The sequence below is a fragment of the Cytobacillus sp. genome, assembly GCF_964223445.1.
Taxonomy (GTDB): domain Bacteria; phylum Bacillota; class Bacilli; order Bacillales; family Cytobacillaceae; genus Cytobacillus.
On record NZ_CAXQGS010000084.1, the window covers coordinates 23,527 to 39,864 of the forward strand.

The window sequence follows — 16,338 nt, forward strand, 5'->3', positions numbered from 1 at the left end:
CCTCCTACATATGAACAAAAGCAGACTGAGGATTAATAATAAAAAACCCAACAAATTTATAATGCGTTAATCATCTAAATTTATCCTGATAAAAACATATGCCGTGTTCATCGAAGAAGGATTCAAGGGAAAATCCCCTGAACTTTTTACAGCCAAGTATAAATTAATTCGACAATTTCATCAATATTACTTTTCTGGACAGGAATAGGCGGAATGGAATCCAGAAATGCCTTTCCATATCTTGCGGTGATAATTCTCCGGTCAAATATCACGATGACTCCTCTATCCGAACTTGTTCTAATTAATCTCCCGACACCTTGCTTAAAGCGGATAACTGCTTCGGGCAATGAGTATTCGGAAAATGGGTTTTTTCCTTCGATTGCAATTTGTTCATTTTTCGCCTGTGCCATTGGTTCATCTGGCGGTGAAAAAGGCAGTCTGACAATAACAAGGCAGGAAAGATCCTCACCCGGGATATCTACACCTTCCCAAAAGCTGCTTGTCCCTAAAAGAATAGCTTTATCAAATCGCTGAAAATTCCTCGTAAGCCTTGATCGGCTTCCGCTTGTAACACCCTGGGCAATGAGAGCAAAGTCCTCCAGGAAACCTGATTCCTTAATAAGCTCATAGGTTCTCCTTAACATTTCATGTGAAGTGAAAAGAATCAGCATTCTTCCTTTCGCTGCTTCCGCAATTGAAATGATATGCTCCGTAATAGATGCCACATACTCTTCGAGCGGTACTGCATTAACCTCAGGCAAATCATCAGAAACCACGAGCTTAACCTGACTCTGATAATCAAAAGGAGATTGAATTTGCTTTAGCGTGCATTGCTGTTTCTCAAGCCCCAGTTCCTTGAGAATAAAACTGAAAGAATTTTTCACAGATAAAGTGGCAGATGTAATGACCGCACTTTCCTTTTGGCTGAAGAATTGTTCATGAAGAAGTTCAGAAACTGATACAGGCTGTGCGTAAACAGTTGTGGCATTTTGTGCAGAGCGGGTATCCATTTCAATCCAAACAACAAATTCCGGGGACGGCAAGTGAAAGATATGGTTTAAGTCCTCATACATTCCCCTCAAATCATCCAGAATGGAAGCCACTTCCTCCATTAATGCTTTCTCTTCAAGAGATAGAGCTGATTTAATATTTGAAACTGCGCCTACACGGTTGTCTATGCCCTGGATTAATTCCTTAAGCATAAATCCAAAACGTTCGGAACTCGCCAATACAGCATTCGTTTCCTTGTTGGCAGCAATTTTATTAAATCGGACTGTAATTCGATTAACGCTTTTTTTTGCTTTTGTATATTTTTTCGCATAAATCGCTATAACTCTAAACAACTCATCCATTTCATGTATAATGTCACCAATTATTTGGTTGACTTCAAAAGAATGCATGAATCCCTCAGGTGTCTCTGCTTTTTCTTCCACCAGCTTTTCAAGCTTATAATATAACTGTTTCTGTTCAAATAATCCAATTTGTCCAAGCATCAGCCGAACTGATAGATAATCAAGCTTGCTGCCAAAATGTTTCCCTGATGCCTTAACAAAATGATGCCCCTCATCGATAACCACATGGCTGAATTCAGGCAAAATAATATTCTCTGCTGTTAGATCCGTTAAAAGCAGTGAGTGATTCGTAATAATGATATCTGCCTTTTGAGCATCCTTTCTTGCCCTAAGATAAAAATCTCTGGAAATCCACGACTTATCCTGCAAAAAAGCTGTTTCATCATTCTTTATCCTGCTCCAGTAAATCATCCCGCCGCTTGACAGGTTCAATTCATCAATATCTCCTGTGTCAGTCTCCAGAAGCCAGACAAGTATCTGCATTTTGCTGAGGGTTGGATCATAATTATCTTCATCATCTCTTAAAGTTTGAACAAACTTCGCAAGGCTGATATAGTGGCCTCTGCCCTTTAGCAATACAGCTTTAAGCGGGAACGACAGCATCTTTTGCAGCAGAGGAACATCCTTCGTCAGCAGCTGCTCCTGCAGCTGTGTCGTATAGGTACTGATAAGAACAGTTCTTCCGCTTTCCTTTGCATAAACTGCTGATGGAACAAGATATGCTAAAGATTTCCCAACACCAGAGCCTGCCTCTATTAATGCATGCTGTTTATGTTTGAACGCTTCATAAACCGAATCCATCATGATAAACTGGCCCTGCCTTTTTTCATAAGCAGGGAATGCTTTAATGAACATTTCCTGTTTTTCCTCATCACTGAGTGGAAAGCCCTGAAATTTAGAGCCTGGAGATTTCTGTGCCTTCATCTCTTTTTTCAAAGCAATCCCTCTGTGAACTTCCATTTCATCACCTAAATACCCAATCTTACTTTCATTAACAGCAATAAGCTCGTCCAATAATATATCAAGATCACTCTTTAAACCTCCAGACAGCTTATGCAGCTGTTCTATGGTGTTTTGGGGAAGGTTTTTTAACTTGTTTAATAATATTAACAGGAGCTCAGCGGTCACCATCGCATCACTGTCTGCCTGATGGGGACGTTCATGATTAAGGCCTTCCCGGAGTGCAAGATCAGATAATTTGAAGCTATCTGCAGTCGGAAAAAGAATACGGGCCATCTCAACAGTATCAAGAACAGGACCGTAAAACCCGTTATATCCCGCCTCAATCAATTCTTCCTGTAAAAAAGATAAATCAAATAAAACATTATGAGCCACAAAATAGGCACCCTCAAGCAAAGTCAAGACTTTAGGGGCAATTTCCGAAAAGAGCGGGGCATTCTCGACCATTTCATCTGACAATCCTGTCAGCTCTTCTATGAAAGGGGGGATAGATTGCTCCGGGTTTACAAGGGAGGAGTATTCCTCTGTGATTTTTCCGTTCTCAATCACCACAGCAGCGAATTGTATCATTTTATCGCCTTTTTTCGGGGCGTTCCCGGTTGTTTCCAAATCCACTACAACATATTTATTACCCATGGCTAACACCTCTATATTCAGTCATTCAAACGGTATCATAAAAACGGAAAAAGAAAAAGGCAAATAGCTTTTCCCCTTATTATTTTTCTTCCACCTGAACTGGGCCGTTATTCACTGCTTATTATAAAAAAGAGCTGAATCTCCATATGAGTTCAGCACTTTATAAAACTCTATTTATAATACTGTACTTTCCGGCTCTGCATGAATCATGTCAGCGATCCGATTGCTGCTGTCCATTATCGCTACCTTTGGTTCATGATAAGGTACCTTTTCCTCAGGAATGAGAGCATATGAAATGATAATGACAATATCCCCTTCCTGAACAAGGCGTGCAGCTGCACCATTCACGCAAATTACACCGCTCCCTCTTTCACCGGGTATTATATAGGTTTCAAATCTTGACCCATTATTATTATTAACAATTTGAACCTTCTCATTGGGAGCCATTCCTACTGCTTCAATAATGTCCGTATCGATAGTGATGCTGCCAACATAATTAAGATTGGCTTCTGTTACTGTTGCACGATGGATCTTGCCATTCATCATGGTGCGAAACATGCTGCCTTCCTCCCTTAGCTTTCTTATTTTACTGATATTATAGCGTTATCTATTAAACGGGCCTTTGAGAATTTAACGGCCATTGCAATGATGATTTTACCTTCCAGGCGGGAAAGCTGTCTAAGATCCGGGTAGGATAGAATTTCAATATAATCCAATTCCCCGCTTGTATTTTTTTCAATGAATTCCCTCATGCTGGCGAGTATCCTTCGAGGATCAAGTTCCCCTTCCGCTATAGCGGATTCAGCCATCTTAAGACTTTGATGGAGAGCTGATGCCTGATCGCGTTCTGCAGGAAGTAGATATACGTTCCTTGAGCTCTTAGCCAGGCCATCTTCTTCCCTGACCGTCTGAACAGGGACAATTTCCACCGGAATATTGAGATCTCTTACAAGTCCATCAACAACGGCTACCTGCTGAGCATCCTTCATTCCAAAATATACTTTATCAGGCTGTACAATGTTAAAGAGCTTTATAAGGACCGTTGCAACACCGTCGAAATGTCCCGGCCTGGATTTTCCGCATAAGACATCCGTCCGGTCCTGCACCTTGGCCATTACAGACGGAATCACAGGATACATTTCCTCTGATGAAGGAAAGAAGATGTAGTCATTCCCCTCGTTCTCTGCAAGGCTGCTGTCCCGTTCGAAATCCCTGGGATATGCCGCTAAATCTTCTTTAGGTCCAAATTGCAGCGGATTGACAAAGATGCTTACAATTGTCACATCATTTTCTTTTCTGGCGTTACTTAATAAAGAAAGATGGCCTTCATGCAAATAACCCATAGTCGGGACGAAGCCGATTGTCTTTCCTTCCCTCTTAAGCTGTAATGCAATACTTTGCATTTCTCTTATGTCAGTAATCGTTCTCATGCTTTTCCACCATATAAGCTCATCAGCTCTTCCTCTTTCATATTGAAGGAATGGGAATCATCAGGAAATGATCCGTTTTTCACTTCTGCAGAAAAAGCCGCGAGGCTATCGCAGATTATCGGGTTCAGATTTTCATACTGTTTCACAAACTTCGGAACGCGCTCCACACCGTATCCTAATACATCATGGTAAACAAGGACCTGTCCATCTGTATCCTTGCCGGCCCCGATCCCTATGACAGGAATCGTCAATTCTTCAGTAATCTGCTTTGCCAGCTGTTTTGGAACACACTCAAGGACAAGAGCGAAAGCTCCAGCCCTCTCACATTCTCTGGCATCATCAATCAGCTTTCTTGCTGCTTCAGCGTTTTTTCCCTGGACTTTATATCCCCCCAAAACCCCCACGGATTGCGGTGTCAGGCCCAGATGGGCAACAACAGGAATGCCTGCTTTGGTTAACGCTCCGATTTGATCTGCGACTTCATCACCGCCTTCTAGCTTAACAGCATGCGCCCCTGTTTCCTGAATGAGCCTTGCTCCATTTATAAGTGTATCTCTTGCGGACAAATGATAGCTCATAAATGGCATATCAATCACAATGAATGTATTTTTTGCTCCTCGTTTGACAGCTTTTCCATGATGAATCATGTCTTCCATCGTAACAGGAACCGTTGAATCATATCCCAGCACTACCATCCCAAGCGAGTCCCCCACAAGAATCATGTCTATATTGGCCATTTGAGCCTGTTTAGCAGCTGGGAAATCATAAGCTGTCAGCATGACAATTTTCTCATCATTTTCCTTCATTTTTAGAAAATCAGTTGTTTGCTTCATCATTCGTCCTCCTTATACAGGAAGAGGCAATAAAACTTCCAAATGAGTAAAAAAACAGAACATTAAAAAAACCCTTCTGAAGGCAGAAGGATTTTGCAATAGCTCATATATCAGTTCATCCCTCTGTCCCGGTCCATTTTTTTGGATCTAGGCAGATATCTATTTATTTTATGGTCTTGCAAAAAGGTGCAGTTCTTTTAGGATACTGCCCATAAAAAGTATATCAAAAAGGCGAAAGAATTGGCTATAAAAAATTTTGGGTTTACAAATTAGACTTCCAGCTCTATATCCGCAGAATAGACGTGATGGACCTTTCCGCTGCTGTCTTCGATCATCAGGACTCCATCTTCTGTAATTCCAAGAGCCTTGCCATATATGCTGCCGGTAATAGTTCTTGCAGTAAGGTTCTTGCCAATGCTGACAGCATAACTCTCCCATAAAAGCTTAATCGGATAGAATCCTTTATCTAAATACAGTTTATAAAGGTTTTCCAGTTTGCCCAGCAATACTCTAATCAGCTCCGCTCTTGAAAGCTTTTCGCCTTTTTCAATCGAAATAGAAGTGGCAATGTCTTTAAGTTCATCTGGATAATCATGAAGCTCCTGGTTTACATTGATTCCGATGCCGATGATTATTGAAATAATGCGGTCTGCATCCGCCTGCAGTTCAGTCAGGATTCCCGTAACTTTTTTCCCGTTCATTAAAATATCATTTGGCCATTTAATTTGCGGTGTTAGATCTGTCAGCTCTTCAATCGCCTGTACAACAGCCACTGCTGTAATTAGCGTAAGCTGCGGTGCTTTGGGAGGTGGAATGTTCGGCCTCAGGATAACACTCATCCAGACGCCTGTTGATTTGGGGGAATGCCATCTCCTGTCCATTCTTCCCCTGCCTGACAGCTGTTCTTCCGCAATGACGACTGTACCTTCCTGTGCACCTTCGAAAGCAAGACGATGGGCAATCTTCTGAGTTGAATCAACACTTTCTTCATGATGAATTTGACGGCCTAGTGCTTCAGTCTGCAAACCCAGCCTGATTTCATCTGGAGAAACCTTTTCAGGTGTTTTCGTAATCCGATATCCTTTTCTTCTGACCGCTTCCAGTTCAAAACCTTCTTTCCTCAGCTCTTCAATATGCTTCCATACAGCCGTTCTTGAACAGCCAATCAGGTCGGCTAAATACTGGCCTGAAAGATATTCCTCCTTGCTTTTTGTAAAAGCATCAATCAATTTTTTCCTAATTTCTGATTGCAATTTATGAGCCACTCCCTTATGGATTCATTGCTGTTAATCAATTCGCCGTGCAAGACAGCTTTCTCCGTTTTTTCAAGCTCTGCTTTGATCCAGGGACCAGGAGGTTTGCCAAACCAATCCATCAGGTTATCTCCAGTAAGCTGAAGATCGCTTCTCACTTTAATCGGCAGAGCATTATATTGACTCACCAGGGTATTGGCTCCCCTGCTTGAGTCCTCGTGTAAGATTACGTTGCGGACCCGCTCGGCGTTTAGTGCAATGCATCCTGCCCGGTAAAGGGAATAGGCATCCCACTTATTATTGGCTCTATACCGAATCCATTTAATAATTGCCAATATCTTTTTTAATTTCTTTACAGGCAGTTTCCAGCTTTTTAAAAAATCTTCAGCCTGCGGCTCACCTAAATCAAAGATGCATGCTAGAAAGGCCCACATTTCTTCCACTGTCAGTTCAGCTGCATTATAATCTTCTGCCTGCATTAATTCCTTTTGGAAGCCAGACATATTTGGCAGATACTTAGACAATCCTGTTTCCCCAATGACCATAAGAGCTTTCATCCGGCTGGTTCCTGCTAATAGTTTTTCGAATTCTGCCAGCTTTCTTTCGACTGCAATGTTTTCAAGTAAATGAGCCAAAGATGCCAAAGCATCATAAGTTTTTTTTTCAATTTCGAATGCAAGCTGACTAAAAAAGCGGACTGCTCTCATCATTCGAAGTGCATCTTCAGTAAATCTCTCAGCAGGCTGTCCAACGGTGCAAATTCTCTTCTCTTCTATTGCTCCCCTGCCGTTAAATGGATCAATGAGATGCCCTTCCTTATCCATGGCAATGGCGTTCATTGTAAAATCTCTTCTTTTCAAATCCTCTTCCAGAGATCTGATAAATTGAACTTTTGAAGGCCGCCTAAAATCCAGATATTCAGCCTCTGACCTGAAAGTTGTAATTTCATAGGGTATGCCATTATGCAGAACAACCACAGTGCCATGCTCAATGCCCACATCAAGTGTTCTTGGGAATAAGGTTTTGACTTCCTCAGGGGCAGCGGAAGTGGCAATATCGACGTCAGCAATTTCCTTGCCAAGAATATAATCCCTGACAGATCCTCCTACAAAATAGGCCTCATAACCTGCCTCTTCTATATTCTCGAGGACAGGAACTGCCTTTAAAAAAGCTTCATTCATGGAAGGTCACCTTTTTCCAAAAGTTCATAATAAAAATCTTCATATTGAATGACAATCTGACTGGCACTGAACCTTCTTTTAGCGAGTGAAATGGATTGGGAAGCAAACCTTTCAAGCAGGGTCTCATCATTAAGCAGTTTAATTGCTTTTTTTGAGATATCAGTTATATCTCCAAGAGTACAAATATAACCTGTCTCACCGTCGCTGATTACTTCTGGAATTCCCCCAGTATTAGTGCCGATGCAGGGCACTCCGCATGCCATTGCCTCGAGAGCAACAAGTCCAAAGCTTTCCTTTTCGGATAATAAGAGCATTAAATCACTGATGCTGTATAGCTCCTCCAGATTATCCTGTTTTCCCAGAAACAGGACCTTATCTTTAAGGTCCAGATCATTCACCAGCCTGCAAATAACGGTCATTTCCGGTCCGTCTCCTACTAAAAGCAGCTTGGAAGGAACTTCTTCCGTAATTTTTGCAAAAGCCTTAACAACATCAGGCACCCGCTTTACACCGCGGAAATTGGAAACATGGATGATAACCTTCTCATCCGGTTTTATGCCATATTCTTCTTTAAGATAAGAAGAGTCGGTTTTCTTGTAAATTCTTTCATCTATAAAGTTATAAACTGCTCGTATTGATTTATCAGGCTTTATCAGGTCATAGGTTTGCGAAATGAGCGCATTGGATACCGCTGTAACGCCATCAGACTTTTCGATTCCGAAACGGATCGCATCTGTCAGGGATGGATCATACCCGAGAACTGTAATATCTGTTCCATGAAGGGTGGTGACAATTTTAATATCCGTGCCGCTCATCTGCTTAGCCAGAATCGCACAAACTGCATGCGGGATTGCATAATGCACATGAAGAAGGTCAAGTCCTTCGCGTTTGATTACTTCTGCCATTTTACTTGCTAGCGCGATATCGTATGGAGCATATTGGAACACGGAGTACTGATTTACATCCACCTGGTGATAAAAAATATTTGGGTACATCCTTTTCAGTCTAAAAGGGAGGCTTGATGAAATAAAATGTATTTCATGGCCCTTTTCGGCCAGCATTTTACCCAGTTCTGTTGCAACAACACCTGATCCTCCCACCGTGGGATAGCAGGTGATACCTATTTTTAATTTTTTTCTCATAATTCTCCACCGAATATATCCAAATTTACCATTAAGGGTTTATTGACTTTAAAACCCTCCGCATATTCCACTCCGGCCTGTTTTCCAAATAGGCCTTCCCTTGCTGCAACAGTCTCAATATAACCGTTGACAAGTGGTGTATCAAATGAATTTGGGCTTTTTGCAAACTGACTTTGATAAGACTCCAGTCCTGCAGTTTTTTTATCCATAAAAGCTGAGATATCGATTAGGAAGTCAGGCTTATGGAAACCATTTATCATGTAAAAGTGCAGGCTTTTCACCTTATGAGGAGCAAAATTGCCGCCTGTTTCATACTTCTTGATTCCGGCCGAAAAGACCGCTTCTTCTACAAGCCGGGCACAATGTCCATGGTCAGGATGCCTGTCCTCCATATAAGGCGCAAACACAAGAGCAGGCTTGTATTTACGGATTATTTCCGCAATCTTTTTTATGTACTCCTGGTTAAAATATAAACCCCTGTCAGGCAAGTTAAGAGTCTCCCGAACGCTGACCCCCAGAATTTCAGCTGCTTGCAGTGATTCCTCTTTACGGATTTCAACCGTCCCATTAGAGGAAAGCTCGGCCCGGGTCAAGTCGCATATTCCAATCTTTTTTCCGATAGAGGCAAATTTGGCAATTGTTCCGCCCATGCCGATTTCAACATCATCAGCATGCGCACCAAATGCCAGAATATCAAGATTATCCAGGTTCATTCATGTCACCTTTTTCACTTACAATATTCCTCCATGATAAATCATTGCGTTCCAGGCCTTTAATAATTATTTCAGCAGTACCCATATTAGTCGCCAGCGGGACGGCATATACATCACATAGCCGCACCAAAGCTGAAACATCCGGCTCATGAGGCTGAACAGTCAGAGGATCTCTGAAGAAAAATACAACATCCATTTTATTGTTGGCAATTAAAGCACCAATTTCCTGGTCCCCGCCAAGTGGTCCAGACTGAAAACGATGAATGGAAAGGCCAGTTTCATTCATGATACGTGAACCAGTTGTTCCAGTAGCGTAAAGGGTATGTTCAGCAAGAATTGATTTATAGGCGATCGCAAATCTTACAATATCATCCTTTTTCTTATCATGGGCAATTAAGGCAATATTCATGTTGGCACTCCTTTCTAATCAATAATATTTTCGAGGCCATAGACGAGAGTATCAATTTTTAAAACTGTATCAACAGCAAGCTTTACTCCAGACATAAAGGAAGCCCTGTTATAGGAGTCATGACGGATGGTCAATGTTTGTCCCTCCGACCCGAACATAACCTGCTGGTGAGCAATCAGGCCAGGAAGACGTACAGAGTGTATATGCATGCCATCAAAATTTGCGCCTCTTGCACCAGGAATCGTTTCCTTCTCCTGTGAGTGGCCCTGCTCTTTTTTCGCTCTTACATCAGCAATCATTTCTGCTGTTTTCACTGCAGTTCCAGATGGAGCATCCAATTTCTGATCATGGTGCAGCTCTATAATTTCCACATCGTTAAAATATCTTCCTGCTAATTGTGAGAATTTCATCATTAATACAGCACCAAGTGCAAAGTTTGGGGCAATAATGCAGCCGATTCCTTTTTCCTGGCAAAGTTCTTCAAGTTCTTTCAAATTTTCCTTCGAAAAGCCCGTTGTTCCAACAACAGGCCTTACACCATACTCCAGGGCTGTTTTTGTGTGGAACATTCCTACTTCAGGAGTGGTCAAATCGATAAGCACATCCGGTTTTAGGTCCTGAAAGCATAGAGCAAGATCTGTGTAAACCGGAACTTGGCCAAACTGTGAGAATCCTTCAAAATCGCCAAGAAAGCCTCCGCCATTTTTATGATCGATCACAGCAGCTATTTCATAGTTTTCTATTCGATTAACAAGGTGGACGGCTTCACTTCCCATTCGTCCCCGCGGTCCCGCTATAACAATTTTAACTTTATCCATTGTCTTCTCTCCTCTATTCTTCAATTCTTGTCCATCTGTCTTTATCCCGTGTGCTGAATTTTTTCATGACACGATCGTGCGCTTCTTCCAAGTCAATATTTAAGGAATTTGCAAAGCATATTAGAACAAAAAGCATATCTCCAAGCTCTTCTTCGATCGCCTTTTCTTCTTCAGTGGATTTTTTGGGTTTTTCACCATAGTAATGGTTCACTTCCCTGGATAGTTCCCCAAGTTCTTCAGTCATTCTTGCAAGCATGGCCAATGGACTGAAATAGCCTTCTTTAAATTGGCTTATGTATGAGTCTACTTCTGTTTGCATATCCTTCATTGATTTTGCTGTTTGCATTTATTTCACCTCTGCTTTTAATAGGTGTTTCTATATACGGAGATTACCACTTTTCATGTTAAGCTAAAGATCGGCTATTTTACAAATATTTTTTATCATCGAGCTTAATTGATTCCCGTGGGCCTTCATGTCCCTGAAAGGTCATTGCTCTTATATTCTGTATCTTATATAATTAGATACGCTTTGGTATTGTGATATTCAGGCAGTGGAGGGATAATATGCATTTTGGATTAAAGTTTAAGAATATTTTTTTCATTTTGCTTGGAGCGGCCATTTTTTCGTGGGGCCTTGTTCATTTTAATATGCAGAATAATTTGGCTGAAGGCGGATTCACCGGGATAACGCTGCTCTTATATTTCCTGTTCAAGTGGGATCCTTCTTATACAAACTTGCTGCTGAATATACCCCTTTTCTTTATAGGGTGGAAACTTCTTGGCAGGAATGTTTTTGTTTATACGATCATAGGAACGGTCGGTGTGTCCATTTTCTTATGGATTTTTCAGCGGTACCAGATCGAAATGCCTCTAAAAGAGGATTTAACTCTTGCTTCTCTATTCGCCGGAGTCTTCATCGGGATTGGTCTTGGGACCATTTTCAGGTATGGGGGCACAACAGGCGGAGTGGATATAATCGCGAGGCTTACCCATAAGTACGCAGGGGTCAGCATGGGAAAAACGATGTTCATTTTTGATTTTTTTGTAATAGCACTTTCATTAATTACATATTTGGATTACAGGGAAGCAATGTATACTCTTGTGGCTGTTTTTATCGGTGCCAAAGTAATTGATTTTATGCAAGAAGGGGCCTATGCAGCAAGGGGAGCGATGATTATTTCAGAACAAAATGATGCCATTGCCGATAAAATCATGAAAGAAATGGACCGGGGTGTCACTGTGTTAAAAGGCCATGGCTCCTTCACCAAGATAGAGCGTGAAGTGCTCTATTGTGTAGTTGGCCGTAATGAAATTGTTCGTTTGAAAAATGTCATCACAGCTGTTGATCCGCATGCTTTTGTATCGGTTACAGCTGTCCATGATGTACTGGGGGAAGGCTTTACTTTGGATGAAAATAAAAAGCCGGTTGAACGCTAAAGAGTAGTTCCAGGAGATGTCATGATGGACATCTCTTTTTTCAGCAAAAAGCCGGCTACCCGGCTTTTACACAGACTAGCTCCGGGCGCCAGCGGCTTTTCTTACTCCGACCTTGTCATACCTGTGTAAATAAGGATTAAACGCAGCAATTCCAGCACAGCAACAGCAGCTGCCGCCACATATGTCAATGCAGCTGCATTCAAAACTTTTTTAGTTTCTCTCTCTTCATCGTTTCTTATTATTCCGAGTGACACTACCTGATCCATCGCACGATTAGATGCATTGAACTCCACTGGAAGAGTGATGAGCTGGAAAACCACTGCAGCTGCCATAAAGATAATTCCCAGCAGCACCATTCCGCTCAACCCTGCAAAAAAACCGATCATGATCAGAATCCAGGAGAAGTTTGAACCAAGATTCGCAACAGGCACCAGCGCATGGCGAAAACGCAGAAAAGCGTAATCCTGATTATCCTGAATTGCATGGCCAACCTCATGGGCCGCAATAGCAGCTGCTGCTACTGAATGGCCGTGATAATTTGTTGCTGATAGCCTGACATTCTTAGAACGCGGATCATAATGATCTGTTAAATGCCCCCTGGTTTCCTCCACGCCAACGTTATATAAGCCATTTTCATCCAGAATTCTTCTGGCTACTTCAGCACCTCTCATTTGCGTGGATGAAGGAACTTTTGAATATTTGCTGTAAGCTCCCTTTACTTTCATTTGCGCCCAGAGCGGAACAAGAATAATTATTGCAAAATAAATGAGATATCCTCCCATTTTAGTACCTCCCATCAAGCTGATCTTGTTGAATTTTAACCGCTGACCTGAAGATATCCAGCATACAAATCGCTCTGCCTATCTTTTCCCTTTTCTCTTGATTACAAAACGGGAAAAGACTCTCATTTTTTGTAAGGCTCTTTTCGTATATATTGTTGTTTATCGCCAATAATATTGTCCGTTGATTTCCGTTCCAGGTTGCTCGCTTTCCGCGGGGCGGGCGGTGAGCCTCCTCGACGCTGCGCGCCTGCGGGGTCTCACCTGTCCCGCTACTCCCGCAGAAGTCTCGCACCTTCCGCTACAACTCAGCAAATCATATACAAAAAGCAACAAACCTTGCGAAAACAGCCTTTTGTATTTAAGATCGATTTTTTTGTCTTGCCCTGTCTCCCTTATATTTTCTCCAGCCTACGTAAGATAATGTAATAATGATTATGCTCCCTGTTGAAATGATCACCCACCAAAGGGATGGATCTGTTTCATCTTCTGTCATTTCATCAAAGATTGTCTGCAGATCATTTTCCAATGCAGCAAGTTCCTGCTGGCTTGCCTGCTGAGAAAGCACCTGCGGCCGGTAATGATCGATAAAATTAATGCGTGCGTTCAGTTTTTGTACCTTTTCTGCATCAACATCAATTTTTAAACTTGGATAAATAACCTCATATAAAGACAAAAAGGAATTCAAATGTGAATGAAAGTTTTCGTTATTTCCACTGTATGCGGCTTCCTTAACTTCAACAAATACCGTCATAATCGGCTTCTCCATTTCGGTCCATAAAGGCTGATATTTTGAGGAGATTGCATCCATTACAAGGCGGAATTTTGTTGCATGATTCAGCCTTTCTTCATGGCTCATTGATGTATTGACAGCAGCTTGTACAGCATCATCATGGGAGACGGTAATAATCCGCAGTTCGTCCATTGTAAATGGCCTTTCCTTGCCATTCACAGCAACAAATTGCTCGGAAAAATACTCCAAAAGCTTCTTGGCATCCTCATACCTATGGAGCTTAACCATCTGTAAGGCTTCATTAGATAATTGGTCTAATTTATCTATTTGTGTTGTCTTATCTGCTGACACCATTCCAGGCAATAACATAAGAATGAATAAGAATGCGATTACTTTTCGCCTCATTAAACTTGTCCCCCCTCAAATTACTATTAGATAAATATGAAAAGAGGGACAAGGTTAGACCAGAAATTATTTACCTTAGCAAGGTTATTTCTTTCAGATACGAGGACCAAAACGCTCAATGTTTTGGCGGAGCATTACTTTACTATATCCAGACTGAACCGCTTCTTTCTTAAGGCGAAGTAATAAGCGGTCCCTAATGAAAAAATACTTAGCCAAAATGTAAAATAGCCGATTTGCGGTGTGTACAGATCTAAAATAGGATAGCGCGGCAGCATGAAAAAGACGTAATCAATTACATCATTATGAAAAGTCCAGATTCCCGTTAAAACAAGATGCCATACTTTAAAACGGTAGAAAGGTGCATATAGAACCCCCTGGACTGCCATTGCACCATGCGAGAAGATCAGCATGAGGGCAACTGGATCCAATTCACCTGTCACCTGAAAAACCAGCAAATTCATTACTACAGCCCATATTCCGTATTTAATAAGGGTCACAATAGCTAATGCTTCAAACATTGGCCAATTTTTGCCCAATAGAAAGGCGATTAGCACAAACATAAAAAACAGGCTCGCTGTAGGACTGTCCGGTACAAAGGGCAGGAAAATTGGCGGTGTCTCGACAAGCTGCCACTTATACCAGATATACCCATAAATTGTGCCTGCCGTGTTAATGATCAGAAGCAGTATCAGCATAGCTCTGCTGCCTAATAAAGGATAGATCCATTTCATAGTTTGTTCTCCTTCTCTATGTACACGATTATTTCATTATTTTACCACACCAAGTGCATGTAAAAAAACGAACCATTTATGTGCATAAAAAAAGAAGCTGGCAATGCCAGCTTCTTTACCAATTATTTGCTTTCAAGGCCAGAAATAAACTCAGCAAGCTTTTGAAGTTCTTCATCAGTTCCTTTGAACATTCCTGGAGGCATGGCGCCTTTACCGTTTTTAGCAATGTCAGCAACTTCTTCAGGTGTTAACCCAGTGTCAACAAGTGCAGGTGAACCTGCTCCACCCTGAAGATCTCCTCCGTGGCAGGAAATACAGCCGTTCGCTTCAAAAATCTTGTAGCCTTCGTCCTCTTTATCAAACTCTACTTCAGCCACAATCTTACCTTGCTGTGCTGCAGCTTCCCAGTCATGATGTGCAACAGACTCCCAAGTCAGGAAAGTGATGCCGGCAAGAGCCAATAGCATGAAACCAGTTGCTAGAGGACGCTTGGACGGACGGCGTTCAGGTCCGCGGTCTATGAATGGTGCAAGCAGCAAAGCTCCGAATGCAAGACCCGGAATAATGAAAGCACCGATTGCATTATATGGTCCAGAAGCATAGCTGTATTTCAGAAGCTGGTACAAGAACAGGAAGTACCAGTCTGGCAGCGGGATATAAGCTGTATCACTAGGATCAGCAATTTTTTCTAATGGCGGCTCATGCGCAATTGTCAAGCATAGGAAACCGATAAGGAATACAGCCCCTACCATCCATTCCTTTAATAGGAAGTTTGGCCAGAATGCTTCTGTTTTTCCTGGATATTCCGAATAGTCTTTCGGGATATTCGGTTTGCGTTCTGCAGGAACACGAGAGTCACCTACGAATTTCATACCTTTACCACGATGCATTGGGCGATTTCCCCTCCTTTTGCAATGATCAAAAAATTATTTCTTACAACGGTCCTGAAATACCCTGTTTACGGATCATAATAAAGTGGGCAGCCATTAACCCGAATAGTGCAGCCGGTAAGAAGAATACATGGATGGCAAAGAATCGGGTGATAGTCTGAGCGCCGACAATATCAGAATGTCCGGCAATAAGTATTTTCAGATATTCTCCAATCAGCGGAGTTGATTCTACAATCTGGATTGTTACTTTTGTAGCGAAAAGGGCTTTCATATCCCAAGGCAATAAGTAACCTGTAAGTCCAAGTGCAAGCATAATGAAGAAAATAAGCACTCCGACAACCCAGTTTAATTCACGGGGCTTCTTATAAGCTCCCTGGAAGAAAACACGTAACGTATGTAGGAACATCATTACGATTACCAAACTTGCTCCCCAGTGGTGCATACCGCGGACAATTTGTCCAAATGCAACATGGTTCTGTAGATAATACACGGATTCCCATGCATTTTTAATATCCGGAACATAATACATTGTCAGGAACATACCGGATATTAAAAATGCATGGGAATCCGTGTATTATCTACAGAACCATGTTGCATTTGGACAAATTGTCCGCGGTATGCACCACTGGGGAGCAA

The 16,338-nt window shown here is 41.9% G+C and carries 16 protein-coding genes and 1 pseudogene; 1 reads left to right on the top strand and 16 read right to left on the bottom strand.

Translation table 11 applies throughout. From position 1 onward, the window contains the following. Positions 1-146 precede the first annotated feature (146 nt). From dinG to ACEQ1T_RS15790, 11 genes are all read right to left on the bottom strand, one after another. On the bottom strand, positions 147-2,948 hold the full coding sequence (gene dinG / locus ACEQ1T_RS15740; RefSeq protein WP_370223680.1) for an ATP-dependent DNA helicase DinG: 2,802 nt from the start codon (positions 2,946-2,948) through the stop codon (positions 147-149). Positions 2,949-3,122: 174 nt separating this feature from the next. Continuing rightward, positions 3,123-3,506 carry an aspartate 1-decarboxylase gene (gene panD / locus ACEQ1T_RS15745; protein ID WP_206838158.1) on the bottom strand — a complete coding sequence of 128 codons (384 nt, stop codon included), beginning with the start codon at positions 3,504-3,506 and terminating at the stop codon, positions 3,123-3,125. A gap of 23 nt (positions 3,507-3,529) precedes the next feature. After that, a complete protein-coding gene (gene panC / locus ACEQ1T_RS15750; protein ID WP_206838161.1) occupies positions 3,530-4,378 on the bottom strand; it encodes a pantoate--beta-alanine ligase in 849 nt (282 codons plus the stop codon). After that, positions 4,375-5,211 (bottom strand): 3-methyl-2-oxobutanoate hydroxymethyltransferase, encoded by an 837-nt coding sequence (gene panB, locus ACEQ1T_RS15755; protein ID WP_206839288.1) that lies wholly within the window; start codon positions 5,209-5,211, stop codon positions 4,375-4,377. Before panB ends, panC begins: the two co-directional genes overlap by 4 nt. 269 nt (positions 5,212-5,480) lie before the next feature. Beyond that, positions 5,481-6,464, bottom strand: a complete 984-nt coding sequence (locus tag ACEQ1T_RS15760) for a biotin--[acetyl-CoA-carboxylase] ligase (protein WP_206838162.1) — start codon at positions 6,462-6,464, stop codon at positions 5,481-5,483. Further along, complete coding sequence (locus ACEQ1T_RS15765; RefSeq protein ID WP_370223682.1) at positions 6,437-7,645, bottom strand: CCA tRNA nucleotidyltransferase; 1,209 nt, start codon at positions 7,643-7,645, stop codon at positions 6,437-6,439. The genes ACEQ1T_RS15760 and ACEQ1T_RS15765 overlap by 28 nt, the downstream gene beginning before the upstream one ends. Then, positions 7,642-8,787, bottom strand: a complete 1,146-nt coding sequence (bshA, locus tag ACEQ1T_RS15770) for an N-acetyl-alpha-D-glucosaminyl L-malate synthase BshA (protein ID WP_206838165.1) — start codon at positions 8,785-8,787, stop codon at positions 7,642-7,644. The genes ACEQ1T_RS15765 and bshA overlap by 4 nt, the downstream gene beginning before the upstream one ends. Then, a complete protein-coding gene (gene bshB1, locus ACEQ1T_RS15775; protein WP_206838167.1) occupies positions 8,784-9,500 on the bottom strand; it encodes a bacillithiol biosynthesis deacetylase BshB1 in 717 nt (238 codons plus the stop codon). The genes bshA and bshB1 overlap by 4 nt, the downstream gene beginning before the upstream one ends. Continuing rightward, complete coding sequence (gene mgsA / locus ACEQ1T_RS15780) at positions 9,487-9,909, bottom strand: methylglyoxal synthase (RefSeq protein ID WP_370223683.1); 423 nt, start codon at positions 9,907-9,909, stop codon at positions 9,487-9,489. The genes bshB1 and mgsA overlap by 14 nt, the downstream gene beginning before the upstream one ends. A 14-nt stretch (positions 9,910-9,923) precedes the next feature. Continuing rightward, positions 9,924-10,727, bottom strand: a complete 804-nt coding sequence (gene dapB, locus ACEQ1T_RS15785; protein WP_206838171.1) for a 4-hydroxy-tetrahydrodipicolinate reductase — start codon at positions 10,725-10,727, stop codon at positions 9,924-9,926. 13 nt (positions 10,728-10,740) lie between these two features. Further along, positions 10,741-11,073, bottom strand: a complete 333-nt coding sequence (locus ACEQ1T_RS15790; protein WP_206838174.1) for a nucleotide pyrophosphohydrolase — start codon at positions 11,071-11,073, stop codon at positions 10,741-10,743. Positions 11,074-11,291: 218 nt separating this feature from the next. Here ACEQ1T_RS15790 and ACEQ1T_RS15795 point away from each other — a divergent pair, with 218 nt between their 5' ends. Beyond that, positions 11,292-12,164 (top strand): YitT family protein, encoded by an 873-nt coding sequence (locus ACEQ1T_RS15795; RefSeq protein WP_370223684.1) that lies wholly within the window; start codon positions 11,292-11,294, stop codon positions 12,162-12,164. 101 nt (positions 12,165-12,265) lie between these two features. Here the strand turns inward: ACEQ1T_RS15795 and ACEQ1T_RS15800 are convergent, their stop codons facing one another. The 5 genes and pseudogenes from ACEQ1T_RS15800 to qcrB all read right to left on the bottom strand — a co-directional run. Continuing rightward, on the bottom strand, positions 12,266-12,946 hold the full coding sequence (locus ACEQ1T_RS15800) for a zinc metallopeptidase (RefSeq protein ID WP_206838179.1): 681 nt from the start codon (positions 12,944-12,946) through the stop codon (positions 12,266-12,268). Positions 12,947-13,304: 358 nt separating this feature from the next. Then, positions 13,305-14,081, bottom strand: coding sequence for a sporulation protein YpjB (gene ypjB, locus ACEQ1T_RS15805; protein ID WP_206838181.1), 777 nt, complete (start codon positions 14,079-14,081; stop codon positions 13,305-13,307). Between the two features lie 134 nt (positions 14,082-14,215). Then, positions 14,216-14,812: a DUF1405 domain-containing protein gene (locus tag ACEQ1T_RS15810; protein WP_206838183.1), complete on the bottom strand. Its 597-nt coding sequence runs from the start codon at positions 14,810-14,812 to the stop codon at positions 14,216-14,218. Positions 14,813-14,934: 122 nt separating this feature from the next. Continuing rightward, the gene (locus tag ACEQ1T_RS15815; RefSeq protein WP_009332735.1) at positions 14,935-15,702 is read right to left on the bottom strand and encodes a menaquinol-cytochrome c reductase cytochrome b/c subunit; all 768 of its coding nucleotides are present in this window, start codon (positions 15,700-15,702) and stop codon (positions 14,935-14,937) included. 43 nt (positions 15,703-15,745) lie between these two features. Further along, a pseudogene (gene qcrB, locus ACEQ1T_RS15820) lies at positions 15,746-16,255 on the bottom strand (menaquinol-cytochrome c reductase cytochrome b subunit); the annotation flags it as partial. Positions 16,256-16,338: the final 83 nt, after the last annotated feature.